30 protein-coding genes, 5 pseudogenes and 1 other annotated feature are annotated in these 25,518 nt (G+C 69.1%); of the genes and pseudogenes, 16 read left to right on the forward strand and 19 right to left on the reverse strand.

All coding sequences use genetic code 11. The features are described 5' to 3' along the window. Positions 1-83 precede the first annotated feature (83 nt). Entirely contained in the window at positions 84-908 is an 825-nt protein-coding gene (locus AD017_RS32280; RefSeq protein ID WP_060577520.1) for a hypothetical protein, read from the forward strand. An 85-nt stretch (positions 909-993) separates the two neighbouring features. Here the strand turns inward: AD017_RS32280 and AD017_RS32285 are convergent, their stop codons facing one another. From AD017_RS32285 to AD017_RS35735, 3 genes are all read right to left on the reverse strand, one after another. Next, positions 994-1,983, reverse strand: coding sequence for a DNA ligase (locus AD017_RS32285; protein ID WP_369822015.1), 990 nt, complete (start codon positions 1,981-1,983; stop codon positions 994-996). 68 nt (positions 1,984-2,051) lie between these two features. After that, positions 2,052-2,276 (reverse strand): hypothetical protein, encoded by a 225-nt coding sequence (locus AD017_RS34995; protein ID WP_145982868.1) that lies wholly within the window; start codon positions 2,274-2,276, stop codon positions 2,052-2,054. After that, a complete protein-coding gene (locus AD017_RS35735) occupies positions 2,273-2,428 on the reverse strand; it encodes a hypothetical protein (protein ID WP_168172856.1) in 156 nt (51 codons plus the stop codon). Before AD017_RS35735 ends, AD017_RS34995 begins: the two co-directional genes overlap by 4 nt. Positions 2,429-2,795: 367 nt before the next feature. On the opposite strand from AD017_RS35735, the gene AD017_RS32295 reads away from it, so the two are divergent. Beyond that, positions 2,796-3,638 (forward strand): hypothetical protein, encoded by an 843-nt coding sequence (locus AD017_RS32295; RefSeq protein WP_145982867.1) that lies wholly within the window; start codon positions 2,796-2,798, stop codon positions 3,636-3,638. Then, positions 3,635-4,072, forward strand: a complete 438-nt coding sequence (locus tag AD017_RS32300; RefSeq protein WP_060577524.1) for a hypothetical protein — start codon at positions 3,635-3,637, stop codon at positions 4,070-4,072. Before AD017_RS32295 ends, AD017_RS32300 begins: the two co-directional genes overlap by 4 nt. Positions 4,073-4,097: 25 nt before the next feature. Here AD017_RS32300 and AD017_RS32305 read toward each other — a convergent pair whose 3' ends face one another. The 5 genes from AD017_RS32305 to AD017_RS32325 all read right to left on the reverse strand — a co-directional run bounded on the left by AD017_RS32305 (position 4,098) and on the right by AD017_RS32325 (position 7,049). Beyond that, entirely contained in the window at positions 4,098-4,694 is a 597-nt protein-coding gene (locus AD017_RS32305; RefSeq protein ID WP_060577525.1) for a hypothetical protein, read from the reverse strand. Positions 4,695-4,866: 172 nt separating this feature from the next. Then, positions 4,867-5,349, reverse strand: a complete 483-nt coding sequence (locus tag AD017_RS32310) for a hypothetical protein (protein ID WP_060577526.1) — start codon at positions 5,347-5,349, stop codon at positions 4,867-4,869. Between the two features lie 204 nt (positions 5,350-5,553). Continuing rightward, the gene (locus tag AD017_RS32315; RefSeq protein ID WP_145986115.1) at positions 5,554-5,766 is read right to left on the reverse strand and encodes a hypothetical protein; all 213 of its coding nucleotides are present in this window, start codon (positions 5,764-5,766) and stop codon (positions 5,554-5,556) included. A gap of 2 nt (positions 5,767-5,768) precedes the next feature. Continuing rightward, positions 5,769-6,158, reverse strand: a complete 390-nt coding sequence (locus AD017_RS32320; RefSeq protein WP_145982865.1) for a hypothetical protein — start codon at positions 6,156-6,158, stop codon at positions 5,769-5,771. 165 nt (positions 6,159-6,323) lie between these two features. Further along, positions 6,324-7,049, reverse strand: coding sequence for a class E sortase (locus AD017_RS32325; RefSeq protein ID WP_168170578.1), 726 nt, complete (start codon positions 7,047-7,049; stop codon positions 6,324-6,326). Positions 7,050-7,305: 256 nt separating this feature from the next. Here AD017_RS32325 and AD017_RS35740 point away from each other — a divergent pair, with 256 nt between their 5' ends. The 5 genes and pseudogenes from AD017_RS35740 (at position 7,306) to AD017_RS36895 (ending at position 10,308) form a co-directional block, all read left to right on the forward strand. Further along, on the forward strand, positions 7,306-7,473 hold the full coding sequence (locus tag AD017_RS35740; RefSeq protein WP_168170577.1) for a hypothetical protein: 168 nt from the start codon (positions 7,306-7,308) through the stop codon (positions 7,471-7,473). Positions 7,474-7,532: 59 nt separating this feature from the next. Next, positions 7,533-8,558: pseudogene (locus tag AD017_RS36880) on the forward strand (glycosyltransferase); the annotation flags it as partial. 736 nt (positions 8,559-9,294) lie between these two features. Next, positions 9,295-9,384, forward strand: a pseudogene (locus AD017_RS37165) (ATP-binding cassette domain-containing protein); the annotation flags it as partial. A gap of 64 nt (positions 9,385-9,448) precedes the next feature. Then, positions 9,449-9,955 carry an ABC transporter ATP-binding protein gene (locus AD017_RS36890; protein WP_060577530.1) on the forward strand — a complete coding sequence of 169 codons (507 nt, stop codon included), beginning with the start codon at positions 9,449-9,451 and terminating at the stop codon, positions 9,953-9,955. Beyond that, positions 9,952-10,308, forward strand: coding sequence for a CHY zinc finger protein (locus AD017_RS36895; RefSeq protein WP_082538498.1), 357 nt, complete (start codon positions 9,952-9,954; stop codon positions 10,306-10,308). Before AD017_RS36890 ends, AD017_RS36895 begins: the two co-directional genes overlap by 4 nt. On the opposite strand, the gene cynS is transcribed toward AD017_RS36895, so the two are convergent. Together cynS and AD017_RS32350 are read right to left on the reverse strand one after the other, a co-directional pair. Next, the gene (gene cynS, locus AD017_RS32345) at positions 10,293-10,736 is read right to left on the reverse strand and encodes a cyanase (RefSeq protein ID WP_060577127.1); all 444 of its coding nucleotides are present in this window, start codon (positions 10,734-10,736) and stop codon (positions 10,293-10,295) included. The two genes, AD017_RS36895 and cynS, sit on opposite strands and share 16 nt — an antisense overlap. Continuing rightward, positions 10,733-11,902, reverse strand: a complete 1,170-nt coding sequence (locus tag AD017_RS32350; RefSeq protein ID WP_060577128.1) for an NAD-dependent formate dehydrogenase — start codon at positions 11,900-11,902, stop codon at positions 10,733-10,735. Before AD017_RS32350 ends, cynS begins: the two co-directional genes overlap by 4 nt. A gap of 168 nt (positions 11,903-12,070) precedes the next feature. On the opposite strand from AD017_RS32350, the gene AD017_RS32355 reads away from it, so the two are divergent. Beyond that, positions 12,071-12,760: a M24 family metallopeptidase gene (locus tag AD017_RS32355; protein WP_060577628.1), complete on the forward strand. Its 690-nt coding sequence runs from the start codon at positions 12,071-12,073 to the stop codon at positions 12,758-12,760. Positions 12,761-12,875: 115 nt separating this feature from the next. Here AD017_RS32355 and AD017_RS35745 read toward each other — a convergent pair whose 3' ends face one another. Continuing rightward, positions 12,876-13,052, reverse strand: a complete 177-nt coding sequence (locus AD017_RS35745; RefSeq protein WP_168170576.1) for a hypothetical protein — start codon at positions 13,050-13,052, stop codon at positions 12,876-12,878. An 86-nt stretch (positions 13,053-13,138) separates the two neighbouring features. Further along, positions 13,139-13,351 carry a hypothetical protein gene (locus AD017_RS32360; RefSeq protein ID WP_145982862.1) on the reverse strand — a complete coding sequence of 71 codons (213 nt, stop codon included), beginning with the start codon at positions 13,349-13,351 and terminating at the stop codon, positions 13,139-13,141. 190 nt (positions 13,352-13,541) lie between these two features. On the opposite strand from AD017_RS32360, the gene AD017_RS32365 reads away from it, so the two are divergent. The 3 genes from AD017_RS32365 (at position 13,542) to AD017_RS34125 (ending at position 16,773) form a co-directional block, all read left to right on the forward strand. Then, positions 13,542-14,675, forward strand: a complete 1,134-nt coding sequence (locus tag AD017_RS32365; RefSeq protein WP_060577532.1) for a hypothetical protein — start codon at positions 13,542-13,544, stop codon at positions 14,673-14,675. A gap of 212 nt (positions 14,676-14,887) precedes the next feature. Next, entirely contained in the window at positions 14,888-15,550 is a 663-nt protein-coding gene (locus AD017_RS32370; RefSeq protein WP_060577533.1) for a response regulator transcription factor, read from the forward strand. A 116-nt stretch (positions 15,551-15,666) separates the two neighbouring features. Then, complete coding sequence (locus AD017_RS34125) at positions 15,667-16,773, forward strand: HAMP domain-containing sensor histidine kinase (RefSeq protein ID WP_168172857.1); 1,107 nt, start codon at positions 15,667-15,669, stop codon at positions 16,771-16,773. On the opposite strand, the pseudogene AD017_RS35010 reads toward AD017_RS34125, so the two are convergent. Continuing rightward, positions 16,767-16,947 (reverse strand): annotated as a pseudogene (locus tag AD017_RS35010) (IS256 family transposase); the annotation flags it as partial. The gene AD017_RS34125 and the pseudogene AD017_RS35010 overlap by 7 nt on opposite strands. 46 nt (positions 16,948-16,993) lie before the next feature. On the opposite strand from AD017_RS35010, the pseudogene AD017_RS32385 reads away from it, so the two are divergent. After that, a pseudogene (locus tag AD017_RS32385) lies at positions 16,994-18,251 on the forward strand (IS3 family transposase). 38 nt (positions 18,252-18,289) lie between these two features. Continuing rightward, positions 18,290-18,826 (forward strand): annotated as a pseudogene (locus AD017_RS32390) (DDE-type integrase/transposase/recombinase); the annotation flags it as partial. Positions 18,827-18,860: 34 nt separating this feature from the next. On the opposite strand, the gene AD017_RS32395 reads toward AD017_RS32390, so the two are convergent. Together AD017_RS32395 and AD017_RS37285 are read right to left on the reverse strand one after the other, a co-directional pair. Then, positions 18,861-20,125, reverse strand: a protein-coding gene (locus AD017_RS32395; protein WP_145986114.1) for an IS3 family transposase whose coding sequence is annotated in 2 segments (ribosomal slippage) — positions 18,861-19,825 and positions 19,825-20,125 — 1,266 coding nt in all. Because the reading frame shifts where the segments join, the coding sequence is not laid out codon by codon here. Beyond that, positions 19,704-19,835, reverse strand: a sequence feature (AL1L pseudoknot). (Overlaps the previous gene by 132 nt.) Positions 20,126-20,272: 147 nt before the next feature. Beyond that, the gene (locus AD017_RS37285; protein ID WP_145986117.1) at positions 20,273-21,478 is read right to left on the reverse strand and encodes a hypothetical protein; all 1,206 of its coding nucleotides are present in this window, start codon (positions 21,476-21,478) and stop codon (positions 20,273-20,275) included. Positions 21,479-21,803: 325 nt separating this feature from the next. Between AD017_RS37285 and AD017_RS32410 the strand changes: the two genes are divergently transcribed. Continuing rightward, a complete protein-coding gene (locus AD017_RS32410; RefSeq protein ID WP_060577536.1) occupies positions 21,804-22,244 on the forward strand; it encodes a hypothetical protein in 441 nt (146 codons plus the stop codon). A 563-nt stretch (positions 22,245-22,807) separates the two neighbouring features. Beyond that, the gene (locus tag AD017_RS35015; protein ID WP_145986118.1) at positions 22,808-23,239 is read left to right on the forward strand and encodes a hypothetical protein; all 432 of its coding nucleotides are present in this window, start codon (positions 22,808-22,810) and stop codon (positions 23,237-23,239) included. A gap of 174 nt (positions 23,240-23,413) precedes the next feature. On the opposite strand, the gene AD017_RS32420 is transcribed toward AD017_RS35015, so the two are convergent. From AD017_RS32420 to AD017_RS32435, 4 genes are all read right to left on the reverse strand, one after another. Beyond that, positions 23,414-23,944, reverse strand: coding sequence for a hypothetical protein (locus AD017_RS32420; protein ID WP_060577538.1), 531 nt, complete (start codon positions 23,942-23,944; stop codon positions 23,414-23,416). A 92-nt stretch (positions 23,945-24,036) separates the two neighbouring features. After that, positions 24,037-24,300 (reverse strand): hypothetical protein, encoded by a 264-nt coding sequence (locus AD017_RS32425; RefSeq protein ID WP_060577539.1) that lies wholly within the window; start codon positions 24,298-24,300, stop codon positions 24,037-24,039. 193 nt (positions 24,301-24,493) lie between these two features. Further along, complete coding sequence (locus AD017_RS32430) at positions 24,494-24,784, reverse strand: hypothetical protein (protein ID WP_060577540.1); 291 nt, start codon at positions 24,782-24,784, stop codon at positions 24,494-24,496. Positions 24,785-25,180: 396 nt separating this feature from the next. Continuing rightward, positions 25,181-25,453, reverse strand: a complete 273-nt coding sequence (locus AD017_RS32435; protein ID WP_145986119.1) for a hypothetical protein — start codon at positions 25,451-25,453, stop codon at positions 25,181-25,183. Between the last annotated feature and the right edge of the window lie 65 nt (positions 25,454-25,518).

A 25,518-nucleotide genomic window follows, 5' to 3' on the forward strand; every position in this document is an offset into this window, starting at 1 on the left:
TCACCGTGACCAGCGATGGCCCCGCCCCGCCACAGGAGGGGGCACGGCCCGCGGCGGGCAGGGCCCGACCGTGGGCACTGGAGGTGGGTGAGCAGCTGCGCCAGGCGCAGCGACAGCTCGACACCACGTCACGAAAGGGCGATGAGACCGCCGGTCACGTCGCCGAGATCGCTGACATCCTCGGCCGGATGAGCCCCCGGCTCGACGACGTCGAGCAGGGTGTCGCTGCGCTCGGTGGTGCGGTCGAAGCGGCTGCGGCTGCGGCTGGGGCGGGCGCGGACGAGGCTGAGGACGAGGCGCTGTCGCTGACCCCGGCGCTGCGCTGGTCGCAGCTGGACCGAGACGACAAGCACGCGGCGTGGGACACCCTGTCCGGGTTCGTGTCCGAGGTGCTCAACAGCGACTACCAGCTCACGCGTCTCGAGCTACCGGACTGCTGGCCGGTACATCCGCGTGCGGTGCGTGAGCTCGCGTGGCTGCGCACCCTCTACATCTCCTCCAGCACGGTCGGGACCCGCCCCGAGCTGGTGGCCGAGTGGCACGTCCGCTGGCTCCCCGCCGCGATCACCAACCTGGCCGTGGCCATCGACCGGCGCGAGTGCGCCCCGGGCAAGCATCGACTGACCGAAGAGGAACGGCGCCAGTACGACGACGCCGCGCAGCAGGCCGAGCGCGCCGGCCAGACCCCTCCGGCGCTGACCTCTGAGGGCGGCGTCGATCGGCCGCGCTACCTGCCGGCACGGTTCCCGCCGTTGCGCGGCCACGACCCGAGCTACGGCGCAGCGTCAAATCGCCCGCAGCTGCTCGACGCCGAGACACCGCCCCCGCCGAGCCGACCGGAGCACTGGTGGGAGTTCTTCCTCGACGCCCGCTTGGCCGACATCGGTGACGACGCCCCCGACACCTGACAAGGGTGACCGTCTCGATCCAGTAATAGGCGAGCGCCGATGCGAGAGTGCTCGGCCTGTTCTCCTGGGTGGCCGTTAGGCCAAGCTAGGGGACGTCGGCAGCTCGCAGTGCGTCGAGGGTGCGATCGGGACGTAGGCCTCTCCAGGATGGGTGGCGGAATCGGCCCTCGCGGGTGCGCTGGCGGTAGGCGATCTCGCCGATCAGGCCGGGGCGGGCCCATCGCAGGCGGTCGGCGGGTGTGGCGCCGGCCCAGCGTGAGCCGCGGTGGGCCGGGAGCTCGATGGGCGGGCCGTCCTGTTGGCGGGCGTTCAGCAGGTCGAGGAGCTGCTGTCGTGTGGCGGTGGTGAAGCCGGTTCCGACCTCTCCGGCGTAGCGCAGCGTTCCGGTGTCGTCGGGGAGCCCGATGACCAGGGCTCCGAGCGTGCCTCGGTGGCGGGTGGCTGGGGCCCAGCCGAGGACGGCGACTTCGCAGGTGTGGCGGATGGCGTGCTTGATCCAGGCTCGGCTGCGGCGGCCGGGTTCGTAGCGGGAGCTGAGGCGTTTGGCCACGACTCCTTCGAGTCCCTGGGTCTGCACCGCTGCGAGGACATCGTCGGCGGCGACGTCGGTGAAGTGGGTGGGCACCGCGAGCCGGCCGGGCGTGGTGAGCTGGAGCTTGTCGAGCAGGCTCCGTCGGTGGCTGTAGGGCTGGTCGAGCTGTGAGAGCTCGTCGACGCGCAGGACGTCGAACACCATCAGCGACACCGGGACGGACTCGACCAGGGCGGGGGAGGGATATGTGCGGTGCAGCCGCTGCTGCAGGAGTTCGAAGTCGCTGACGCCGTGGTCGTCGAGCGCGACGATCTCGGTGTCGAGCAGCAGCCCGGGTGACAGTCTGAGCTGCGCGAGCTCGGGGTAGTCCGCGGTCAGGTCGCGCCGGTTGCGGGACCGGAGCTGAACCCCCCTGTGCGGTGGTGGCGGCGATCGCGCGGATGCCGTCCCACTTGACCTCGTAGGCCCAGCCCTCGCCGTCAGGCAGTGCGCCGGCGGTGGCCAGCCTCGGCTCGACCCAGCCACCGTCCATCCCCGCATCATCACGCCGGACTGGCCAGCTCGCCACGGCACCGGCCCTGCAGCCGCTCAACGGGTGAGCTGCGCCTCGATCAGTGTGCGTCGCCCTGGCGACGGACCCAGTGGGCGAGCAGCGGGCTGGGTACCTCGGCGTGCACGATCGGGACACCGTCGAGTTCATCGAGATCGGGGAGAAGGTCGGGCGGCAGGACCCAGGTGACGTCGTCGGCCAGGTCGTGGCGGCGCAGACGGGACAGAACGGGTCGGCCCGCGCACAACGAGCGGGCGACGACCTGCTGGTCGGCTTCCGTGCTCATGGCGCCAGTGTGGGCCGGGCGGTGCCGATTCCGGCGGCGACGCGCGGGCACAGCTGCCCACCGGTGCAGGCGGGATCGCCGATGACGCAGCTCGGATCGCACCAGTAATCAGTGCAGGTCACCGCGTGATACCGCCGCTGGGTCCAGCTCACAGCCGCAGCGTGGCACGGGGGACCGACAGTCTCACTGTGTGCTCGTGGACCTTCGCCACGTTGGTGGCCTTCCACATTGTCCGAACGCGGCGCCAGGGCGGGCCGTGTCGGTCCGCCGTGAGGCCGGCTTAGCGGAGCCCTGTCGCCCAAGCACCGATGAGAGTCCGGGGCCGGTGGTGCAGGCACGTACTCGCGCCGAGTGACTTCCCGGCCTGGTCAGAGGCCTGCTGACTCCAGTGAAGGCAACGAGTGACGCAGATCACGTCTCTGATCGCGTGGGGTGACAGGCGGTCTCTGCATGCGATGCCGAACGGCGGGTGAAACTCGGAGTACCGGCCAGAGAGACCGGGTGAGTATTATCTCCAACATGGCAAACGGGGTGCGCGTCCGTCCGGACGCTCCGGGGCCGAGGACGGACCAGGGCGTCGTCCTCGAAGACCCCGCGGCACGCCTCACGTCCGCCGGCGAGCCCCCCCAGATCGACAAGGACCAGGCCCGGCTCGTCGAGCTCAAGGCTGCCGGGCTCACCGGCCCGGTGTGGGATCAGTTCGTGGACGAGCTGTGGGCCGACGCGTACCCGATCCTGATCGCCGGACTGCGCGACGGCCGGATCTTCTCCTGGTGCTTCGAGAAGAACGTGATGGTCAACCCCAGCACGGAGGACCGCCGGATCCTGCACAGCAGTGCGGAGGACCGGATCTCTCTCGCCATCGACACCCTGCTGGTCGCGACCCCGAAGTTCCGCGATGACGTCCTGGCCAAGGACCGATGGAAGCCCGGGCGGGGCGCGACGTTGATGACCTTCTTCGTGAACCACGCCCTGTTCCACTTTCAGCCGCTGTTCCGCGCCTGGGTCGGCGAGCGTGAACATCGGCTCGACCGGTTCGGATACAACCTGGACTCGCGCGAAGCCGCCCGAGCACTGATGCGTGGGGCGATCGACCGACCCGACCCCGAGCTGCGAGCGCTGACCGAGGACACGGTCGAACGGATCCTGCGGGGCCGCAGCGGCCGCGACATCGTCGTCTGCCAGTTGATCAAGGCGGGCTACTCCCAGGGGGAGATCGCCGACATGATCGGAGGGTCGGTCCGGGCGGTCGAGGGCACCATGGCCCGTCTCCGCCGGCACGCCCGCAACCTCGCCCGACGCGGCGTGATCACGATGCCCGGGATCGCCCCGGACCTGGTCACGACGCGGAGGGCCTCGTGAAGCGCCGCTCGGGACAGTACGGAGTGGTCGCGCTGACGGTCCCAGGCGCGCTCGGCTGCTTCTGGTACCTGGTGCGGGAAGATGTGCCGGGCTGGGTGCTCCCGGCGACGATCGTCGTCGTCGCCGCCGCCGCGGTCCTGCAGACCGCGCTGAGCATCATCGCGAACCTCATGCCGGTTAAGTCGACGGACAAGCTCGCGGCGATCGACCGGATTCTGCAGTACATGACCGATCGGCGCCGTGATCGCGCGAAGGAGCGGCGGCACCGTCAGGCCCGCCGAGACCGTCGCGCCACGGCACGCCGGGAGGACAAGCGCCCACGTCAGCAGAACCGGCCCGTGCGCACGGCGCCGGCGCCGGCCGACGGCACGCCTCCTGCCGTCCCCGAGCAGCGGGGGACAGCCGACGCAGAAGATGTGGCCCCGCGGGACTGAGAGCCTCGGCCCTGGCGCCGCGCGCTCAAGCTCGCGCCGGGCCGCCGCCCGCGCTCAGCGCCAGGCCGGCCACGGTCAGCGCGTGTTCTCGACGGAGCTGGACTGCCACCGAGAGCACCCCGGTCGTCGTCACGGCGACGCCCGCCAGGACGGTTACCCAGAAAAAGCCACCGCCGACGGGCTGGAGCAGTAGTTGGCTCCACACCAGCATGGTGATCGGGCCGAGGGTGATGAGCCCCCGCCGGCACTGGGCCGCCCGGGCCCGGGCATACAACGGCCATCCAGCGGCGGCCGCGGCTACGCCCCGCCGCAGCGACCGGTCGATCTCACGCCGCTGGCGCGGCTCGAGCTCGCGCAATGTCTTCGCGTAGCGGGCATCGTCCGGCCGGGGTGAGGCGGCCAGCTGCCACGCGACGACCCCGACCACCGGCGCGACGATCAGCAGCACCCAGGCGAGCACGACCAGGTCGCTTCCGGCGGATCTCAGGTCGAAGGCGACGTCGATCGCCGACCACAGCACCAGCCCCGTGACCACGACGATCCAGCTGCGCCACAGCAGCTGGCTTGTACCGGTCGGGGACTCCAGATCGTCGCCACCCATCATCCTGCGGCCCTCCCTCATGCCCCATCACGCTCATCGGGCGGCTCCCGACGAGCGATGGCGAGGCCACCGCCCCCGGTCCATGCACCCAGGCACTACTCACCCTGCCGTACACCACCCAGGATGCGCTGCAGCCCGGCGATCGGGTCAAGAAACCGGGTCGACCCCGACACCGGGCGGTTCGTTCGCCGCCTCAGTCCGGCGGGTCGATAGGGGTAACCACGGAGCCAACGACACGGGCCCGCGCGTCGAGCGCGTGCCCGGCACACAGCAGGCTGCGCCCGCCGCTGGAATCGAGCAGCTCGTGCGTGACGTCCTCGGTGCAGGGAAGCCCGACCCGGTCGTAGCCCCAGGATCGGAGGCAGCCGAGGGCGGTGCACCAGCTTCGACCGCCGGTGCTGGTCAGGGTGTTTCCGTGCTCGGGGCACACGCCCCAGTCCGCGCCACAGCCGCTGCGTCCGCGGACGCGGGCAAGATCGCTCGCAGTGTCGAGCACGGCCTGGCTGGCAGCCAGGACCGATCCGGAAGCGTCGAGGAGCCGGAAGCGGACATGCCGGGCTGGCTCGTCCGTGGTGTCGCGCATCCGGTCCTCAACAGCCGCGAGCTCCCCGGCGAGCTGCTCGGCCCGGGCGGCGAGGTCTCGGAGCTCGGCCGGGGTGACTGGCTGCTCTGTCATTGGCCGTCCTTCGCATGTCGACTCAGGGCCACGATCCAGGTGTGGTCGTCGGCCAGGTCGTGGCGGCGCAGGCGGAACAGGACGGATCGGCCCGCGCACAACACGCGGACGACGCCTGGGTCCAGCTCACGGCCGCAGCTTGGCACGGGGGACCGACAATTCGGTCTGCGTGTGAACGGGTCCGGGCTGTCCCGGTGGTCTCAGCTACTGCGCAACACGGATCCGGCGGGCGATCACCACGGCCAGCCCGGCCGCGAGCGCTGAGCCACCGAGCAGCCCGAGCACGACGGCGCTGGACACCCCTGCAACAGCGGCAACGACGAACGCAACGAGAAGCCAGAACGAGACGCTGGCAGCGAGAGCCATAGGCAGCACGATCGACTCATCGCCGAGTGCGTCGGCCCCGTTACCGCTCATCATCAGGAATGGTCGCCGTGCGCGACCAGCTCGTCGAGTCGCTGCGACCAGCCCGCGATCGCTTCCTCGCTGGAGGGGTACTCGTCGGAGAATCGCAGGACGAACGGACCGGCTCGATGGACTTGTTGGCCCATGTCGGTGGCGACGGCGGTCTGTCGCTCCGCGGTGGCGTCGTCGGGCCACTGGTAGATCGATAGCGCGTCCGTCGTGATCAGCTGCTCGCACCCGCTGTCCGCGGCGCAGAAGTCGGTGTTGTCCCTCGGGGCCGGCAGCGGGAACACCGCGCTCAGTTCCTCGGAGACGTCCCCCGCATCGAGCCCACCGGCTCCACATCCTGCCGCCACGGTGGCGATCAACCCGACCACCATCGCGGTCCGAATCGTCTGATTCACGCCCACGATCGAACATTAACGACCGCGCTCACCTCAGGACGCACTACCCCGTCGCAAGATGGCTCTCGCGGGCCGCCGGCGGCCCGGGGTCGACGTTCGCACCGTGTCCACCCCGGAACACCAGCGCAGGACGGTCTCCGTGCTCCGAGCTGGGTGGACTCGACGTCACGCGAGCGTGGTCTCAGCGACCAGCACCCCGTGGATGATCATCCGCTGTTGGGCTGAGTAGCGCGGGTGGCAGGTCGTCAGGGTGATCAGCGCGGCCGCCGGGGGCGTGTCGGCTGCCTGCCCGGGGACCGGGTTGAGGACCTCGCTCGCGTCGGGGCTGACGATCTGGCGGCCCACCGTGGCTGCGGCCGGCAGGTCGCAGCCGGTGGCGTCTGCGCCGGGGTAGGGCAGGACCTTGTAGGTGTAGCGGGTGGTGGCGGTGGTGACGACGATCGGATCGCAGGGCTGGAGCTCGGCGGCCCGGTCGAACACCCCGGCGGGGCCGACGCGGTGCCCGGCCAGGGCGAAGTTGCCGAGTTCGCCGGGGTCGGCCGAGCGAGGGTAGTGCCCGGGGCCGCGGGCCAGGACGTCCTGGCTGGTGCCCTGCAGGATCGTGCAGCTCCAGTCGTCGCCGAAGCGCGGGATCTGGATCCTCGCGAACGGGTCGCCCTCGGCGAGTCCGGCGGTCACCGATCTCGCCGGTGCGGCCTGCTGGCCGGCCCAGGCCTGGACCAGCTCGGCACCGGCTTCCTGCTGACCCTCGGCCATCACGGTGTGATCGCGCCAGACGCTGTAGCCGAGCCCGCCGGCGAGCACCAGTGCCAGCACCAGCAGCGCGGCCCCGGCTCGTCGCCACGCCCGTCCCGATCGCGCGGGGCCGGGTCGTGCGGTCGTGGGCACCACGGCTTTCACAGCTCTCCTGCAACGACGTCGACAGCTTCGGACGTGGTCGTCATCGGCCCTCGGCGGTGACCTGTTAGGACAGTGCCGGGCCGGATCATCAATTTTGTTGAACCCTCACCCGATCTTGTGACGCCGTTGTGCGAGTTGGCGATGAGCAGTCCGGAAGATCCGAACGCACCCCGCGTTCCCGCCCCTCGCCTCGCTGATGAGGCGCCGCGCGCTTCCACTCTGATTCCTTCTCACATGGGAGACGTGCGTGAACGACTACGGTCGGCTGGCCTACACCGGGCTCGGCGGGCTCGCCATCGGCGGAGTCTTCATCTCGCAGTGGTGGATCGCGCTGATCGCGCTGGTCGTGATGGGTGTCGCGGTGACCGCTCTGCGGATCGGTTGGCGCCGGGGCAAGGCCGTGGACCAGCCGTGATCACCGTCCGACGGGCCCGCAACCGCGGGATCATGCTCGCGGCGCTGGTGCTGCTCGCGATGGGCGCGTGGGCCGCGCACCACGCGGTGTCCACCTACGCCGCGCTGCAGGGCTACGGCACCCAGTTCGGGCTGCTGTTCTCCCTGGCGTTCGTGCTGCTGGCCGTGCAGACGGTGCTCTACTACTGCGAGCGGCCCTACACCACCACCGCCGCCCAGGACCGCGAGCTCGACCGGCTCAACGTCGTGGTCCCGGTCCCGGTCTACAACGAGGACCCGGGCCTGCTGCGCGGGTGCCTGTGGTCGATGCTCGAGCAGGAGCGGCTGCCGGCCACGGTCTACGTCGTCGACGACGGGTCCAAGGTCGACTACGGCTCGCTGCGCGAGGAGTACATCGCCGCGGCCGCGCAGGTCGGGGTCGCCGCCCGCTGGGTGCGTACCGCCAACGGCGGCAAGCGCCACGCCCAGGGTGTGGTCTTCGCCGACACCCCCGAGGCCGACGTCTACGTCACCGTCGACTCCGACGCCATCCTGGTGCCCAACGCGATCGACGAGGTCCTCAAGCCCTTCCACGACCAGCGTGTGCAGTCGGTGGCCGGGGTGGTCCTGGCCGCGAACGCGCGCAAGAACCTGCTGACTCGCCTGACCGACCTGTGGTTCGTCACCGGCCAGCTCGTCGACCGCTCCGCGGCCTCGACCATGGGCTCGGTCCTGGTCAACTCCGGCCCGCTGGCCGCCTACCGCGGCCCGGTGGTGCGCGAGCACCTGACCAGCTACCTCAACGAGACCTTCTTCGGCCGCTCCGTGGAGTTCTCCGACGACTCGATGCTCACGATCTTCGCCCTGACCCGGGGCAAGGCCGTCCAGCAGCCGACCGCGTTCGCGCTGACCGCGATGCCCGAGAACCTCTCGCACCACCTGCGCCAGTACGTGCGCTGGATGCGCGGGGCGTTCATCCGGTCCTGGTGGCGGTTCAAGTACCTGCCCCTGAGCGGGTTCGCGTTCTGGAACCACGCCCTGGCCTGGGTCCAGATGCTGATCTCGACGATGCTGTTCGCCTGCCTGTTCGTGCTCGCCCCGATCGTGGCCGGCACGATCAGCCCGATCCTGCTGCTCGTGCCGCTGGTCATCGGGCTGGCCCAGTCGCTGCGCTACCTCAGCATCCGCCGCTCGGACGAGTCGCTGGGCTCGCAGCTGTTCACCCTGGCGCTGTCGCCGATCGCGACGCTGTGGGCGTTCTTCGTGCTGCGGTTCGTGCGCTGGTACGGAACCGTCACCTGCCTGCGCACCGGGTGGGGCACCCGCGAGACCGTCGAGATCACCGCCGAGCCCAGCACCGCGGCCGCGCCCCAGACTGTGGCCGAGCCGGTGGCCGGGCCCGAGCCGGTGTCCACGCCGGCCCCGATGCCGACCCCGGTGTCGACCCCGGTGTCGACCCCGGTGCCGACGCGGTCGATGCCGCTGCCGACCCCGCGCACACCCGAGGTGCTCACCCCGGCCGCGGTCGAGGTCGAGATGCCCACCCAGCGACTCGCCCCGGTGCTCGACGCGCCCACGGTGCGCCTGGGCCGCCACGCCGCCCGGCCGCCCCGGCCGGCGCCGCCGCGGCTCCCCGCGACCGGGGTTGTTCAACCCGCTCGGTCTGCTGGTGTCGAGCTTCGACCAGGTGCAGTCGGCGTTCGCGAGCCTGCAACGGATCGTCGGGGTGATCGGTGCGGCACCGGCACCCACGGCCGGTGCGCCGGTGTCGCGCTGCGGGGATCTCGTCGCCGACGCGGTCACCCACCGCTATCCGGGGACGAAGGCACCGGTCCTGTCCGACGTGTCCGTCCACCTGCGCGCGGGGGAGACGGTCGCGCTCGTCGGGGCGAGCGGGGCCGGGAAGTCCACCCTCGCCGTCCTGCTGGCCGGTCTCGCCCCGCCGAGCCAGGGCCGGGTGACCTGGGCCGGGGCACCATCGGACCGGGACACGCCTCGTGCTCGTGACCCAGGAGACGCACGTGTTCGCCGGCCCGCTGGCCGAGGACCTGCGGCTCGCCCGGCCGGACGCGACCGACGACGACGTCGTGCACGCGCTGCAGGCGGTCGGCGCGGACTGGGTCGCCGAGCTGCCCGACGGCGTGCGGACGATCGTGGGCGAGCTCGGCCACCACCTGGGCGCCGAGCAGGTCGCCCAGGTCGCGCTGGCTCGTGCGCTGCTGGCCGACCCGGCCGTCGTCCTGCTCGACGAGGCGACGGCCGAAGCAGGCAGCCGGGACGCCATCCGGCTCGAGGACGCGGCAGCAGCTGTCCTCACCGGACGGACCGGCCTCGTGGTGGCGCACCGGCTGCGGCAGACCGTCACCGCGGACCGGATCCTGGTCATGGACGGCGGCTGGATCGTCGAGTCCGGGACGCACGACGAGCTGGCTGCCGGCGACGGACACTACGCCCGCCTCTGGGCGGCCTGGAGCGGGGCGCGTCCCCAGGTGCGTCGGTCGTGAACGGGACGGACGGGAACGACCTGCGGGTGTACGGGGCCGTCGTCGACCACGAGGCCCGTTGCACGCACTACCGCGGACCGCTCGACGTCGTCGCCATGCGGTTCCGGTGCTGCGACCGGTACTACCCGTGCCTGCACTGCCACGCCGAGCACGCCGACCACCCCGCGCGGCGATGGCCCGCGGCGGAGCGGTCGGAACCGGCGGTGCTGTGCGGGGTGTGCCGGACCGAGATGAGCGTCGACACCTATGTCGATACCGACGGGTGCCCCCGGTGCTCGGCCCCGTTCAACCCGGGTTGCCGGCTCCACCACGGGTACTACTTCGAGCCGCCGCCCGGTCACCAGGTGCGGTAGGGAAGGAACTTCCCGTTGAGCGTGATCACCACGCGGTCGCCCTTCGGGTCGGCGACCCGCTCCAGACCGAGCTCGAAGTCGATCGCCGAGACGATCCCGTCCCCGAACTCCTCACGGACCAGCTCGGAGATCGTCGAGCCGTAGACCTGCACGACCTCGCCCAGCCGATAGACGAGCGGGTCGGTGGTGTCCACGGCGCCGGCGCCCCGCTCCGGCGGGAGCGTGAGCGCCTCGACCACCGTGCTGTCGAGCTCCAGCAGCTCACCGGCGGCCGCGGCCTGCTCCGCGGACAGGGTCTGCTGGCCGAGGAGCGCCGAAGTCGTCCACTCGGTGGATCGGCCCAGCGTCTCCGCGATGGTCGCCCACCGCAGCCCGAGCCGCTTCTTCGCCGCGAGGAGGGAACCCAGCGCGCCCAGCCTGGAGGTCATCGGTCTCCGTCCTTCGCGCTGTAGGAGTGGGCGCCGGTGCCGGCGAGTCGTCCGCCGTCGACGATCAGGTACTCCTCGCGGATCGGGCCGCCCGAGAGGAAGGCCTCGAGGATCTCGCGGGTGCCGGCAGCGTAGCGGGCCTGCGCGGAGAGGGTCGATCCCGAGATGTGCGGTGTCATGCCGTGGTGTGGCATGGACCGCCAGGGGTGGTCGGCAGGTGCGGGCTGGGGATACCAGACGTCCCCGGCGTATCCGGCGAGCCGGCCGCTCTCCAGCGCCCGCACGATCGCGTCCCGGTCGACGATCAGCCCCCGGGCGGTGTTGATGAGGTAGGCGCCGCGGCGCATGGAGGCGAGCAGGTCGTCGTCGAACAGGTTGCGGGTCTCATGGTGCAGCGGAGCGTTGATCGTGACGACGTCGCACTGGGGAGCCATCGACCGGGCGTCCGGGTGGTAGGTGAGGTTCAGCTCCTGCTCGACCTCCGCCGGGAGCCGGTGGCGGTCGGTGTAGTGCAGCCGGACGTCGAACGGTGCCAGTCGGCGCAGCACGGCCAGCCCGATCCGGCCGGCGGCCACCGTGCCGACGTCCATGCCCTCGACGTCGTAGGCGCGGGCGACGCAGTCGGCGATGTTCCAGCCCCCGTCCAGCACCCACTGGTGTGCGGGCAGGTAGTTGCGGACCAGGGAGAGGATCATCATCACAACGTGTTCAGCGACGCTGATGGAGTTGCAGTAGGTGACCTCGGCGACGGTGACGCCGTGCTCGATCGCGGCGTCCAGATCGACGTGGTCCGAACCGATCCCCGCGGTCAGGGCCAGCTTCAGGTTCGGTGCCTTCGCGATCCGCTCGGCGGTCAGGTAGGCGGGCCAGAACGGCTGGGAGATGACGACGTCGGCCTCGGGGAGCCTGCGCTCGAACTCCGAGCCGGCCCCGTCCTTGTCGGAGGTGACGATCAGGGCGTGGCCCCGGTCCTCCAGGAAGCGGCGCAGACCCAGCTCGCCGGAGACGCTGCCGAGCAGCTCACCAGGAGTGAAGTCGATCGCCGACGGAGTCGGCAGGGTCTGCCCGTCGGGGTAGTTCTCCAGGTGCGGCAGCCCGTCGCGGGCGTAGATCGCCGGGCGGCCCTCGACCGGGTCGTCGTAGAGAACGCAGAGAATCGTGGCCATGACTCCTCCTCGAGTGCTGCAGGTACCGCAGTCACGGTTCTCTTGCTCGATCCGTACCGCAATTGCGGGACGATGCGGGTCTCAGATGGGACGATCGGACGTATCGATCACAGCCGCTCCCGCCGCGGGAGCGGTGGCGGCGACCCGGAGGACGGGGACGAGATGGCGATGAGCACGGCCGAGCGGGCGAGGGTCGAGTCCCTGCGGGGCGCCGAGTCGAAGGCGGCGACGTTGTTCGAGGAGGCGCTGCGGCGCGGATTCGTCGTCGCTGGGGTGACCGAGCAGGACGTGTCGGATCGGATCCGTGACCTGGCGGATGAGATGTACGGGATCCGCCGCTTCTGGCACAAGCGGATCGTGCGAGCGGGCAGGAACACAATGGCGCCCTACCGGGAGAACCCGCCGAACCTGACCATCGCCGCCAACGACATCGTGTTCATCGACTTCGGCCCGGTCTTCCAGGAGTGGGAAGCCGACTTCGGGCGCACCTACGTGCTGGGCGACGACCCGGTCCGCCACCGGCTGGCCGCGGACCTCGCGCGGCTGTGGGACGGCGGCCGTGAACGGTTCTGCGAGCAACCCGACATCACCGGGGAGCAGCTCTACCGGCATGTGCTCGGCCGGATCGCCGAGGCCGGTTGGGAACATCCCGAGACCCATACGGGGCATCTGGTCGGTGAGTTCCCGCACGAGCGCATCGACGGTGAGCAACGTGCCAGCTACATCACCGAGGGCAACTCGGCGCCGCTGCGCCGGACCGCTCCGTCGGGCCAGGCCTGCCACTGGATCCTGGAGATCCACATCGTGAATCCCGCCCGCGGCTTCGGTGGCTTCCATGAGCAGCTCCTCGACATCTGAGCCACGAACATCGCTGCAGCCCTCCGACATCACAGCCGCGACGCCCTGCGGCCTCTACAGCTCCTCATGACATCTGACTTTGCCGACCCCCTGGCCCGGGGACAAGGCGGTCGGCCTATCGGGTCTCGAGTCGACGCAAAATCTCGTTGAGCAGCTCGGTGTGCTGGTTCAACACCTGCGTGTGCTGGTCAACCGATTCCTTGATGTCGAGGACGGCGTCGCTGATGGCCCGGATGGTCTCGTCCTGCTCCTGGACGCGGTGCCCGAGGCGAGTGACTTCCGGGTTGCTCATGCCGGGAGGCTACCGCGTGGCCGTGAGCGAGCTCGACGGTGACCGAGGTCGGCCGCCGCCTTGGCAAGCAGCCCGGCGCGGGCGGGTCAGCGTTGTTCCAGACCAGCGCCCCGGACGAGATCGTTGATCACCTGCCCGACGTGTGCGGGGGTTTGCGGCAATGATCTGGCCGGCGCGAGCGCGGCCGGGCCGGCCCGCCGCCAGGTCCACGACATCCCGAGGTGCCTCTCCACCACCCAGGACGATTCATAGACGGCGGTCAGGTCCTCGATCACCTGTGCCTGCTGAGCGACCAACACGAGGAGCTCCTCGCGTGACACCCCCGACCCGGACACCGCACATGAGGACACCGCAGCCACCGGGTCACGCACCGACACGCCGCAAGATCACCCGGCTCAGGACCTGAATGGCTACCATACAAGTTGGCGGTTCACAGAGAAACACCCCCCGGGTGGTTTGGGGTGTTGGTCGGCCGGGCATCCTTTGGTGATGGTCGACGACGATGATCTCCTCGCTCGGTATGCGGTGTTGAAGGGTGATGTTGTGGAGTTCGCTCTGCAACCGCGGTTCTCTCGCCGGTTCCGCGAGTTCCTCGCAGGGAGTTGGGTTCCGGATGGTGTCGGGGACGAGATCGCGATCATCGACCGGTTCGTCCAGCAGTACCGGTGGCCTGACGGGCGGACGGTGATCGACCGGTTCCTTGCCGAGCGTCCCGATATCGTCGGTGCCGAACGCGAGCACCTGCTGGGCTGGCGTGACGTCGTCGAGGGCGTCTTCGAGATCGACAGACACGACAGAGGGGGTGTCTGCACCTGCAACCTCGTCGACGCTTTGGGCTATCGGCTGCTCAGCAACCTGGGTCCGGTCTTGTTCGCAGAGATCCCGGACGGCTCGTTTCTGAGTGCTCGAGTTGTTCCGCTCAGTACAGATCGGGGTACGGAATGGGTGCTCAGTGGGAGCATGCAGGTTTACTCACCGGCCGAGCGCGGGGCGGCGCTGGACATGGCTGTCGAGCTCGCGCTGGCCCGACCTGATCTGGTGCTCCGGAACCCGGAGCTACGGGACCGAGCAGTGGAGATCACCGCACAAGCTCACCGCAGATTCGTCGAGTATTTCGGCGCAGATCTTGTCGTCCTTGACGTCGCAGCGGCCATCGACCACATCACCGACTACCTGACACCATGGGCCGGTGACACCGGCATGGCGGCCACGCTGGCCACCGAGTACCTCGCGCCGTTGCGTGGCGACATCATTACCGTCGGGTTGGTCAGCGACGAGTTGGGGGGGCTTGCTGTCCTGGGTGACCTCGGTTTGGCCGTCGCGGTGTTCGACGACCCGGTGCTGGCCCGGCAACCTCGCTACCGGCAACTGCTCAAGGGCTACCTCGGCGACGACGCGATCGGTGCGTTCCCGCTACGCCGCCTCGCCGAGCGTGACCCCGTGAAGGCCAGCACCGTGTTTCGCACGATCACCGGGCGGCCGTACTTTCGCTGGGATATCGACGGTGAAACGCTGTTACGTACGCACAAGCCTGACTCCTTCACCGGTGACCCCGGGATGACCGTACTCAATGACACTCTCGCTACTCAGCTCCGCGCCAGGACCGAACCTCGGATCAAGTAATAACCCACGAGAGGCGAGGCAGCAAGTCCCAGAGCTTGCAATGCTGATTAAGACGAACCAGCCGGGTCTGCTCGCCCGGGAGGCCTCGTCCAGTCGCGAAATCACCGGCATCAATGGAATCAATGGATTTGACGCTGATTGAGGTTCCGCCAAGGTGGGGCTATTTGGGTTAGGGCACCTGTGGTGAATGATCGTAATGAAATGGATATGAGATGCGGCTTCTGCTGGTCGAGGACGATCTGATGATGTTGGAGGCGTTGCAGACGGGATTGCGTCGGCAGGGTCTCGCGGTAGACACCGCGACCGATGGTCTCTCTGCCGTCGATATGGTATTGACCAATGATTACGATGTGATTCTTCTCGATCGCGATATCCCTGGGATGCATGGCGATGCTGTTTGCGCAGTGATTGTGGAGAATCGTCCGCAGTGTCGGATCATGATGGTTACGGCGGCCGGTCGACTATCAGACAGGGTTACTGGCTTGCGAATAGGATCTGATGATTATCTCATCAAACCATTCGATCTTCCGGAACTCTACGCACGTATTCACGCGCTCATGCGGCGAGGGGTTCAAGCACTTCCCCCGGTACTGCGCTGCGGGGATCTGACTCTAGATCCATCACGCCGGCGGGTTGACCGTGCCGGAGAGCCTGTGAACCTGGCGCCGAAGGAGTTCGCAGTCCTGGAGCTGCTGATCCGCTCCGACGGCGCGACTGTCAGTGCTGAAACTCTGTTGGAGAAGGCGTGGGATGCTTATGCCGACCCGTTCACCAACGCGGTCCGTATCACGGTGTCCACACTACGCCGCAAGCTGGGGGACCCGCCGATCATTAAAACGGTCGTTGGTGTAGGCTATCGTATAGACAGCAGATGAGGATTGTAGCTCGAAGGCGGTTGTCGGTACGCACCCGGTTAACTCTCCTCACTGCCTCAGGGGTACTCATCTGCGGAGCGATATTGCTCGCCGGAGTCTATCTGCTGATGAGGTTCGTGCCGAACTACATGATCATCGATGCCGCTCATGGAGTCAGGAGCACGAACCCTCTCGCCGAGGTTACCGCCCCTTTAGCTGCCCCGGTGGGGCCCGCAGCTATCGTGCCACGGGTCGACGAGGTATCGAGTATCGCCCTCATATCCAGCGAGGATGACGTCCTCGCCAACCTCGCGATGTTCTCAGTTCTGTCACTGACGGGGCTGGCTGTCCTGTCCCTGCTGGTGGGGTGGCTGATCGTAGGCCGGATCCTCTCCCCCGTACGCCGGATGACCAAGGCCACCGAGCAAATGTTGCGTGATCCCACGCTACGACGAGCACTCAATGACGACGGCCGGGACGACGAATTCTCCCGCCTCGCTCGCACGATGGATTCCATGGTGTCACGCATCCATGCCAGCGGCGACGCCCATCGCAGGTTCGCGGCGAACGCCTCACACGAGCTCTCAACACCCCTAGCCGCCACGCGTACCACGATCCAGGTTGCGCTCGAAAAGCCACTAGACGCCGAGATTCGGGAACTGCTTCTCACACTGTTAGCAAGCAATGAACGCAGCACCGCCACCCTCGCTGCACTGCTCGCATTAACCCGCGCTCAGGACGGCCTCGAGACCAGCACCAACGTAGAATTTTCGAAGACGATATCAGATTGCCTCGATGCTGCCGAACCTGAAGCGCAGATGCGATCGGTTACGATCTACCGGACACTGGTCCGAGCACCAGTCCATGGTGATGCCGAACTGCTGACCCTGCTCGTGGACAACCTCATCCGAAATTCGGTCCGCTACAATATCAGTGGAGGGAGAGTCGACGTGCATCTGGCTACGGCATATGATGAAGTGCGACTTACAGTGGTCAACACCGGTGAGCTGGTAAACGAGGCCGACATCAGCAGGCTGACCGAACCGTTCCAACGCGGTCATTCCCGAACCGGGGCGCAGGGCAGCGGATTAGGACTGTCCCTTGTCGCCGCGATCACCGAAGCCCACCACGGCCGCCTGAAAATCACCTCCGGAAAAAGCGGAGGACTGTCCGTCACGGTAAGTCTTTTCCAACCTAGTCGGGTCTGTAGCAGGAACGGTGGTTCCGGCGTTGGTGGTCAGTAGTGCTCGGCGGACGGCCAGCGGTCACTGAACGTGACCGCGAAGGCGTTGATCACCGGCTTCCAGCGGATCGTCCACCGTGCACGCCCCCTTCCCGGTCGGGTCGAGGCTGCGGGTCACAAGATACAGGCATTTCAACGCGGCCGCCTCGCTGGGGAAATGCCCTCGTGCCTGAACCGTCTCAGGTTCGGTGCCGCTTCCTTCCTTGAGGAGGATGTGGATCATGTCCAAGCGCTACCCGCCCGAGCAGCGTGTCCGGGCCGTGAAGATGGTGCTCGACCACCTCGACGAGTACCGGTCGGTCTACGCGGCCTGCCAAGCCATCGGCCCGAAGGTCGGCGTCGGGGTCGAGTCGCTGCGCCAGTGGACGGTTCAGGCGCAGGTCGATGCCCAGCAGGTGCCCGGCCCAACGTCGACTGAGCGGCAGCGGATCAAGGACCTCGAACGTGAGGTTCGGGACCTGAAGGAGGCCAACGAAATTCTCAAGGCCGCGTCGATTTTCTTCGCGAGGGAACTCGACCCTCGCCACCGCTGATCAGCCAGTTCATTGACCAGATGCGTGCGTGCAAGTATCGGGTCGAGTCGATCTGCCGCGTGCTCACCGAGCACGGCATCCAGGTCGCCCCACGCACGTATCGGAACTGGAAAACTGCGCGCCCATCAGACCGGACAATCACTGACGCGTATCTGACCGATTCACTGCGAGCCACCCAGAACACGCCGGAAGGCATGTACGGGCGGCGGAAGATGACCGCGCACCTTCGCCGTCAGGGCCACCGTGTGGCGGCCTGCACGGTCGATCGGTTGATGCGCGACGAGGGCCTGGCCGGGCTGGTCCGGGGCGGTACACACCGCACCACGATCCCCGCTGACCAGGGCGGCCGGCGTGCTCCTGACCTGCTCGACCGGGACTTCACCGCACGGCTGCGCCGAACCGGAAGTGGGTCACCGACTTCACCTACTGCCGAACCTGGTCCGGGTTCGTCTACGTCGCGTTCGTGATCGACTGCTTCTCCCGGGCGATCGTCGGCTGGCACGCCACACAAGTAAAGAACACTGCGATGGTGACCACTGCAGTGAAGATGGCGCTGTGGCGCCGCGACCATGAAGGAAGGCAGATCGGTGACGGGCTCATTCATCATAGCGACGCCGGATCTCAATATACGTCGATTGCGTTTTCTGAGACTCTCAGTATCGAGGGTATCGCGGCGTCGATCGGTAGCGTCGGCGACGCCTACGATAATGCACTCGCCGAATCAACTATTGGCCTGTTCAAGACCGAAGTGATCGGCCGAAACAGTCCGTTTCGAGCACGCCCCGCCAGGACGATCGACGACGTCGAGTACGCCACCATGGAGTGGGTCGACTGGTACAACCACAGGCGCCTGCACAGTCTCCTCGGCTACGTCCCACCCGACGAGTTCGAGACCGCCTACTACGCTCAACAACGGGCACTCCAACCGGAGCCGCCACCAGCATGAAGCCGGCAACAAACCCGAGACGGTTCATACTGCGCCCGGACGACGTCGCGCCCGGCGCGGAGGGCCAGGTCGACTACGGCAAGCTCGGAATGTGGGCCGACCCGCAGACGGGCCGGCGGCGGGCGGTGTGGGCGTTCGTGCTGGCCCTGGCCTGCTCGCGGCACCTGTTCGTGCGCCCGGTGCTGACCATGGATCAGCGGGCCTGGACCCAGGCCCACGTGGACGCGTTCGCGTTCTTCGACGGCGCCCCGGCCCGGCTGGTGCCGGACAACCTCAAGACCGGCGTTGACCGCCCGGACCTGTATGACCCGCAGCTCAACCGCAGCTATGGCGAGCTCGCCGAGCACTACGGCGTGCTGATCGACCCGGCCCGGTCACGCAAGCCCCGGGACAAACCGCGGGTCGAACGCCCGATGCCCTATGCCCGCGACAGCTTCTGGCGCGGCCGCGAGTTCACCAGCCTGGCCCAGATGCAGGCCGAAGCGTTGCGCTGGTGTGTCGAGGTCGCCGGGACCCGGGCCTGCCGCCCGCTCGACGGGGCCGCGCCGGGCGCGGTGTTCGCCGCCGTGGAACAGCCTGAACCGTCCTGGGTCTGCGAGAGGCTGAGGTTCAGGCCACCGCACCCTGTTGGGCGATGGATGTAGCGTACACCATTTCTCGTTCGATCGGCGACATATAGTCAATGGAGGAGTGGAGCCTCACACTGTTGTACCAGTGAACCCACTCCGCGGTCTCTCGCTCCACCTCACGAAGACCGATCCAGTTCCGAGAATGAGCATACGGAACGATGAGCTCTGACTTGTACAGGCCGATCGTGGACTCCATCAGCGCGTTGTCCAGCGCGTCACCGACGGTGCCGATCGAGCCGGCGATACCAGCCTCGGCGAGTTGCTCGGTGAACGCCAGAGACGTATATTGAGACCCGGCATCCGAATGATGAATAAGACCCTCGGAGGTGAACTCGCTGATCGCCCGTTGGCGAGTGGACAACGCCTGCGCCAAGGCCCCGGAGACGAGATCGGTGGTCTTACTCATCGACGCCTTCCATCCGAGGATTCTGCGGGAGTAGACGTCGGTCACGAACGACACGTAGCAGAACCCGGAGGCGGTCCACACATACGTGAAATCCACGACCCACAGCGCATCCGGTCGAGTCGGCGCCGCCCACGCCCGCTTGACCAGGTCAGGATGGCGGGCTGCGCGCTGATCACGGGTCGTCGTGGCCGTGTGGTGGACCCCGCGGCGCACGCCCTGGATCCCGGCGACACGCATCAATCGGCCCATCTGGTCCCGCCCGACCCGGAGCCCTTCCCGCCGCGCCGCACGCCACATCTTCCGCACCCCGTACACACACCTGTTCTTCCGATAGATATCCACAATCCGATTCACCAGATACGCCTCATCCAACTGGCGATCGGTCACCGGCCGGGACCGCCAGCGATAATACGTCTGCGGGGCGACCTGCACACCGTGTTCGGACAAAACGGCACAGATCGGCTCGACCCCGAAACGGCTTCGATGTTCGTGAACGAACAGAAGTCTTACCTGAGTCGACGGTCCAGCTCCGCCTGCGCGAAAAACGCCGAAGCAGTCTTCAGAATCTCATTCGCCCGCCGCAGCTCGGCATTTTCTGCACGAAGCCGTCGCAACTCGGCCGCTGCGTCATCGCCACCCGCCGCCGAGCCAACCCCGGAACCGGAATCGCGCTCTTCGGCCTCGACCCAATTGCGGATCGTCGCCGGGTTCACATCCAACAGCTCACCGACGTGCCGGCGCGCGGCCAGCTTCGACTCCCCGTGATCACGCAGACGGTCAAGATAGAGGCGGACCGCGCGGGCACGGGTCTCCTCATCGAACTTCCGAGGTGCTCCCACAGCTCCAGTCTCCTTGCTGGATCAGGAGCCTCTCCACCACCCAGGACGGTTCATGCTGGCCCGTCCGGCGGTCGGGACCGGCCGGGTGCGGCCGGATCAGGTGTGGGGGAGGGGTTGCCGGCGTGGGATGCGGGGTTCATGGGGGCCTCACTCCTGGGGGGCGGTATCGCCGGGCTGGGCGGTGGAATCGGTGGCGGTGGGGCCGGGGCGTCGTTGCGCGGCGCGGGGCCGGGCCCGGCGGGCGCCGGGCGGACGCGACGGCTCGATGGTCGGCTCTGCGTCGACGCCGTTGCCGATGTTGTCGGGGTCGGTGTCGGTCGGGTCGAGGTCCTTCTCGGCCGACCGTCCGGTGGTCCGGCGGCGGGCGCGGGCCAGCTCGGTGCGCAGGTCGGCGAGCTGGGCGGTGTGGCGGGTCTCGGCGTCGGTGAGGCGCTGCTCGCCGTAGGCGCGTTCACGGTCGACGTCGTGGAGGAGTTGCTCGCGCAGGGCGCTCAGGCTGCTCTCGGCGCCGGCCCGGGCGGCGCGGGACTCCGCGGCCTGCTCCCGGGCCTCGTGCAGCTCGTCGGCCAGGCGGGCGCGGTCGGTCTCGGTGCGGTCGAGGTCGCGACGGGCCACGGCCAGTTCCGCGGTCAGGTTCGCAGCGATGGTGTCGCGCTCGGTGGCCAGCTGCTCGGCCCGCTGGCGGGCCGAGGCGAGCTCAGTCTCGGTACGGGAGTGGTCGCGGGTCAGGGCGGCCAGCTCCCCGGTGACCTGCGTGGTCGCGGTGACGGCGGTGTCGCGTGCGGCGAGCGCGGTGTCCCGCTCGGCGGTGACCGCGTCGAGGTCCGCGCGCATCGCCACCAGCTCGGCAGAGACCTGCTCGGCCTCGGCGCGGGCTGCGGCCAGCTCGGTGTCGCGCTGGGCGAGGTCGGCGCGGGCGTGAGCGAGTTCGGTGTCGAGGGACGCGCGGGTGGCGACGGCGTGGTCGCGTTCGGTCTCGGCGGCGTCGCGGGCGGCGCGTGCCTCGGCGCGGGCCTGGTCTGTCGCGGCCTGGGCGGCGTCGATCTCCGCGCGCGCCGCCCGTTGTGCGGCGGCGATCTCCGCGGCGACCGCCTCGGGGTCGGCCAGGGTGCCCAGCGCGTCCCGCAGCTCGGTGCCGCCCTCCTCCAGTCGCGCGATCAGTGCGGCGACCTGGTCGGTCACCGTCTGCCCGGCCCGGGCGATCGGGCGGGCGAGCGCGTCGTCGGGTTCCCCACGCCGGCGTGCCGGTGTACCGCCGTCGGCGATCCGCTTGGCGTTGACCCGGTCGTGCATCACCCCGCCCACGACCTGGTAGCAGTACTTCGGCCGCCGTCCCGCCCCGGCGTACTCCATCGAGTTCGCACAACCACCGGGGAACTGGCACGGCTCCAGATCCGGTCGCTGCAGCCGCGCCCGCCACGGCGCCGCGGCATCGCCAGCGCCGACGGTCTCGGCCGACGGTCCCGGCGTGGCGGCGTCGACGGGACCGGGACGTTGCCAGCGGGTCGGGTGCACGCTCCCGGCTGGGCTCCGACGTGGAGTGGCTGTATGCCTGCGTCGATCGTTAGTTCTGACGAAACGATCCCAACCCGGGGGCCAATTTGAACCTTTACCTTGATCACTGAACCTGCGCGAGGCACTCTTTGTTCAGTTGGTCCACTGAATCTAGGAGGTTGTCGTGTCTCTGCCGATCACCGCGATGTTCGACCCGCGCCGGTTGTCCACCGAGGAGCTGCACCGGCTGCGTGATGCCCTGACCGCTGAGCTGCAGGGTCGTGACGAGCTCGGTGAGAGCTCGTTGCGACCCGACCAGTTCGAGCGTCTGCTGGCCCGGCTCGGTGACTGCGCTCAGGCCAAGGCCCTGAGGGCGGCGGCCGCGCAGGACGGCCGGGTGAGCCGGGAGAAGGTGTTCGAGTTCCTCGGGCGCCCGGCAGATGGTCGGCTCAACGGGTTCCGCAAGCCGATCGACCGCGCTGTGACTGCTTTGGCTGCCGCCGGTGACTTCCCGGTGGTGACCCCGGGCCCGCTCCACGTCGACTACGGCACGGGGGTCTCGGCGGAGGCGTTCTACGTCCGGGCCGCGGACCTGCCGGCGCTGCGGGCAGCGGTGGGCACCTGACCTGACCACGACACCGGGCACAAGACGCCCATCCGGCGGGGACAGTGGTGAGTTAGGTCTGTGCGGTGGTGCGGTGGTCGGGGAAGCGTAGGAGCTGTCCACCGTGGGCCGTCGCAGGGTCGCCGGGCCGCTGCGCATCGTCGGGCGGTGCAGGGTTCTGGTCGAGGAGGCGCTGCAGCGTCTCGAGGTCCTCGGCCATGGCGGCGTGGATGAGGGCGGTGGTGTCGGCCTCGTCGCACGGACCTGGGCACTGACAGGCGCGCCATCGCCCCGGGCCCGGGGGCGAGGCGATCGAGGAGATCGAGCAGGACCTCGCGGGTCTTGCCCAGCACCTGCCCGTCCACCGCGACCTCAGCCACGGCGTGACCGTCGCGGTCGGCGGTGGCGTGGGCTAGGGCCATGCCGAGTCCGGTGCTGGCCTCCCCGGCGGTGCGGGCGTCGAACCGCGGCCGCCGGGCTCCCGCCGCCTCCTGCAGCAACGCTTCCAAGATGGCGGGGTCCACTGCGTCGGTCCCCACCGTGTCGGTGGGTTCGGGTGGCGGTTCGACCTGGGCGGGTGGGGTGTGGGCGGCGCGGGTGCGGGCGGCGATGTCGATGAGGTGGGGGTCGGTGTTGAGCGCGGCGAAGAAGTGGGCCTGGCCCAGGGCGGCGACCAGCCGCCCGGTGAAGGCGAGGGGGAGCACCGCGTCGGGGGTGGCGTCGAGCTTGGCGTGTTCGAGGTCGTGCTGGTCGCAGAGCAGGTGCGCGGCTTGGTGGCCCCAGTTGTCGTCAAAGTAGCTACGCAGCGCGGTCTGGGTGGTGACGCCCATGTGCTGGGCGGTCCCGGCGATGGCGTCGCGCAGGTGCTGCTCGATCAGCGGCCGCGACATCTCGACGCCCCGTTGCTCGCAGGTGGTGAGGAAGTCATCGACCAGCCTGGAGAACTTGCTCGTTCGCCGCCCGGGGCTCATGCCACACCCTCCCACCGCCCGCGGTGGCGAGCCAGCCGAACTTGAGTGTGCGCCGATGACTTGCTCCGCATCGTCTCGGCGGGGTCCGTCGTCAGGTCGGTGGGTGGCGCCGGAGGTGTTGGTGCACGGTGGCGGTGGGCATGTCGATCGCGCGCATGTCAGCGGGTTCCGCCCGATACTCGGCACACGGTACGGACCTACCCGTTTCTGGGACCGTCCTTAACGGCGGCCCCACCGCGGTCGGAGCGGGGGGAGGTCAGTCAGATCGGGATCCGGTGGGGGTTCGGTCTGGTCGTCGTCGTGGTCGAAGTGGCGGCCGTACTGGTCGGGGATCGTGCCCCATCCTGCGTAGGGCAGCGGCGTCGCCGGGTGGATGCCGAGCTCGTCGAGCGGGTCGATCCGGGCCGGGCCGACGGTGCACAGGTGTGTCCAGCGGTCGCCGAGGTCGAACACGTAGACGAACTGCTGGCCGGGTTGCAGCCGGGACAACCTCACCGCGGCTGTGTCGAGCAACTCAGGGGCCAGCTCGGGGTCGGTGGGGTCTGGTTGTCCGATCCGGGTGCCGTCGGCCAGCTCGAACTCGTGCAGGTGCGCCCGGTCCCAGCGGGCGAACGCGTCATCGATCGCGGTCGCCAGCGCGGCGAAGCTGTGCATACGGGCCGCGGCGAAGACCCGGCCCGGGCGCGGCCAGATCGTGTCCCCGCCGCCCTCGACCAGGTCCACCCGGATCGACCACCACCTCCGCGCCATCACCGACCACCGCCACCGGGCATCAACACACCGGACAGCCTCCCCGCCCACCCCGAACTCGGCGCCTGGCTGCGCCTGGCCAGGGGAACCGGTCAGGTGCGGTCGAGGCGAGCGAGGATCTGTTCCAGCATGGTCTGGCTGGCGTCGAGGCGTTGGTTCAACGCGGTGAGGCTTTCGGAGACCGTGTCGATGCGGTGCTCGACGCCGGTCAGTCGCTGCTCGACAGCGACGGTGAGCCGGTCGACCTTGCCGTCGACGGCGTCGATCTTGTCCTCCACGCGCGTGCTGATCTCGTAGAGGGACTCGACGTCGGCGCCCTGCTGGCGCAGCCTGCGCTCGACCTCGGGAGAAGACATGCCCGGGAGGCTACCGGGACGATCGCGTGCACTGCGTCGGGCACCAGGCGGTCTGCACAGCTCGTTCAGCGTGGCGGGCGCGCGCACCGCCATCCCCGGAGCCCGCCCACCGGCCCGCCGTCGGGGGAGGCCGGGGCCGGTGGGCGCAACCTGGTCAGGCCGGATGACCGGAGGAACCTGGTCGAGGTCCTGGTCAGGCGTCCCGGTAGCGGTCGTCCGGGTGGCAGATCAGGCCGACCTCGACGTTTCTGTGGGCGGCGTTGCGGATGAACGTCGTCCAGTTGGTCGCTTCCAGTACCCAGCTCTTCTCCAGCAGGCGCGCGGTCCATTCCACGAGCTGGACCCAGGTGGTGCACCGCTCGACTGCGAACCAGTAGCAGCCCTCGCAGGCTATGCCGGTGTGCGGGTTGCAGGCGTCGCAGTGCACCTGCCAGCGCACTGTGCGGGGACGGTCCACGAGGTCGGCGCCGGTGTAGACCCCCATGTCGAGCTGGCGGGCGCGGCCCTCGGCCGCAGCCCGAGCCGCCCGCCGTTCGTCCGCGCGCGGCCCGGGTGTAGCTGTCGCCGGTGGCCGACATTTGGGCTCTGATCGCCCGGCTGCGGGCCCGGTTGCCGTGGTTGCTGCTGGACATGGTGTTCCTCCGCGGAGTTCCCACACTCCTCCGCAGGTCAGCTGGCCAGCGGTGTCGAGGTCGCGACTCCTACACGCTGCGTCGTGGACGGCTCGCCCTCGGTCGCGGCCGTCCGGTGTGGGCGTCGGCTGCTCGGAGTCGGGCGGGCGTGTCCGCCGGGGCCTTCGAGTGCAGCGACAGGCGCCGTCTCGATGCCGGGCTACGAAGTGGTGGAAAGTTCGCGGTGGTGCCGGAGGCGATGTGCGCCGTCAGTGGTTCGTCCGTGGCGCGTCGGGCCGGGGGATCGGGCGGCAGCGCGGGCACACCGGCTCGTCGAGGCGCCAGCCCGCGGCGGTCAGCCACGCCCGGGCGGGCTCGGGAACCGCGTCGTCGGGGTCGGCGGCCAGGTCTCCGACCAGTAGTGGGCCGTCGCCGCAGCGCAGGCAGGTCAGGTCGGTGATCGGCCCGGCGGGTGGGCAGGACCGGCAGTAGCAGGCGGTGGTGGGCCCGCCGGGGCCAGCGACGAGCCATACGGCGCTCATCAGGATCTGCTGCATCGGGTCGGCTGGGGTGTGCCCGCACTGGTCGCAGCACAGGTGTCCGCGTA

Source organism: Pseudonocardia sp. EC080619-01, from assembly GCF_001420995.1.
In the GTDB taxonomy this organism is placed as follows: Bacteria; Actinomycetota; Actinomycetes; order Mycobacteriales; family Pseudonocardiaceae; genus Pseudonocardia.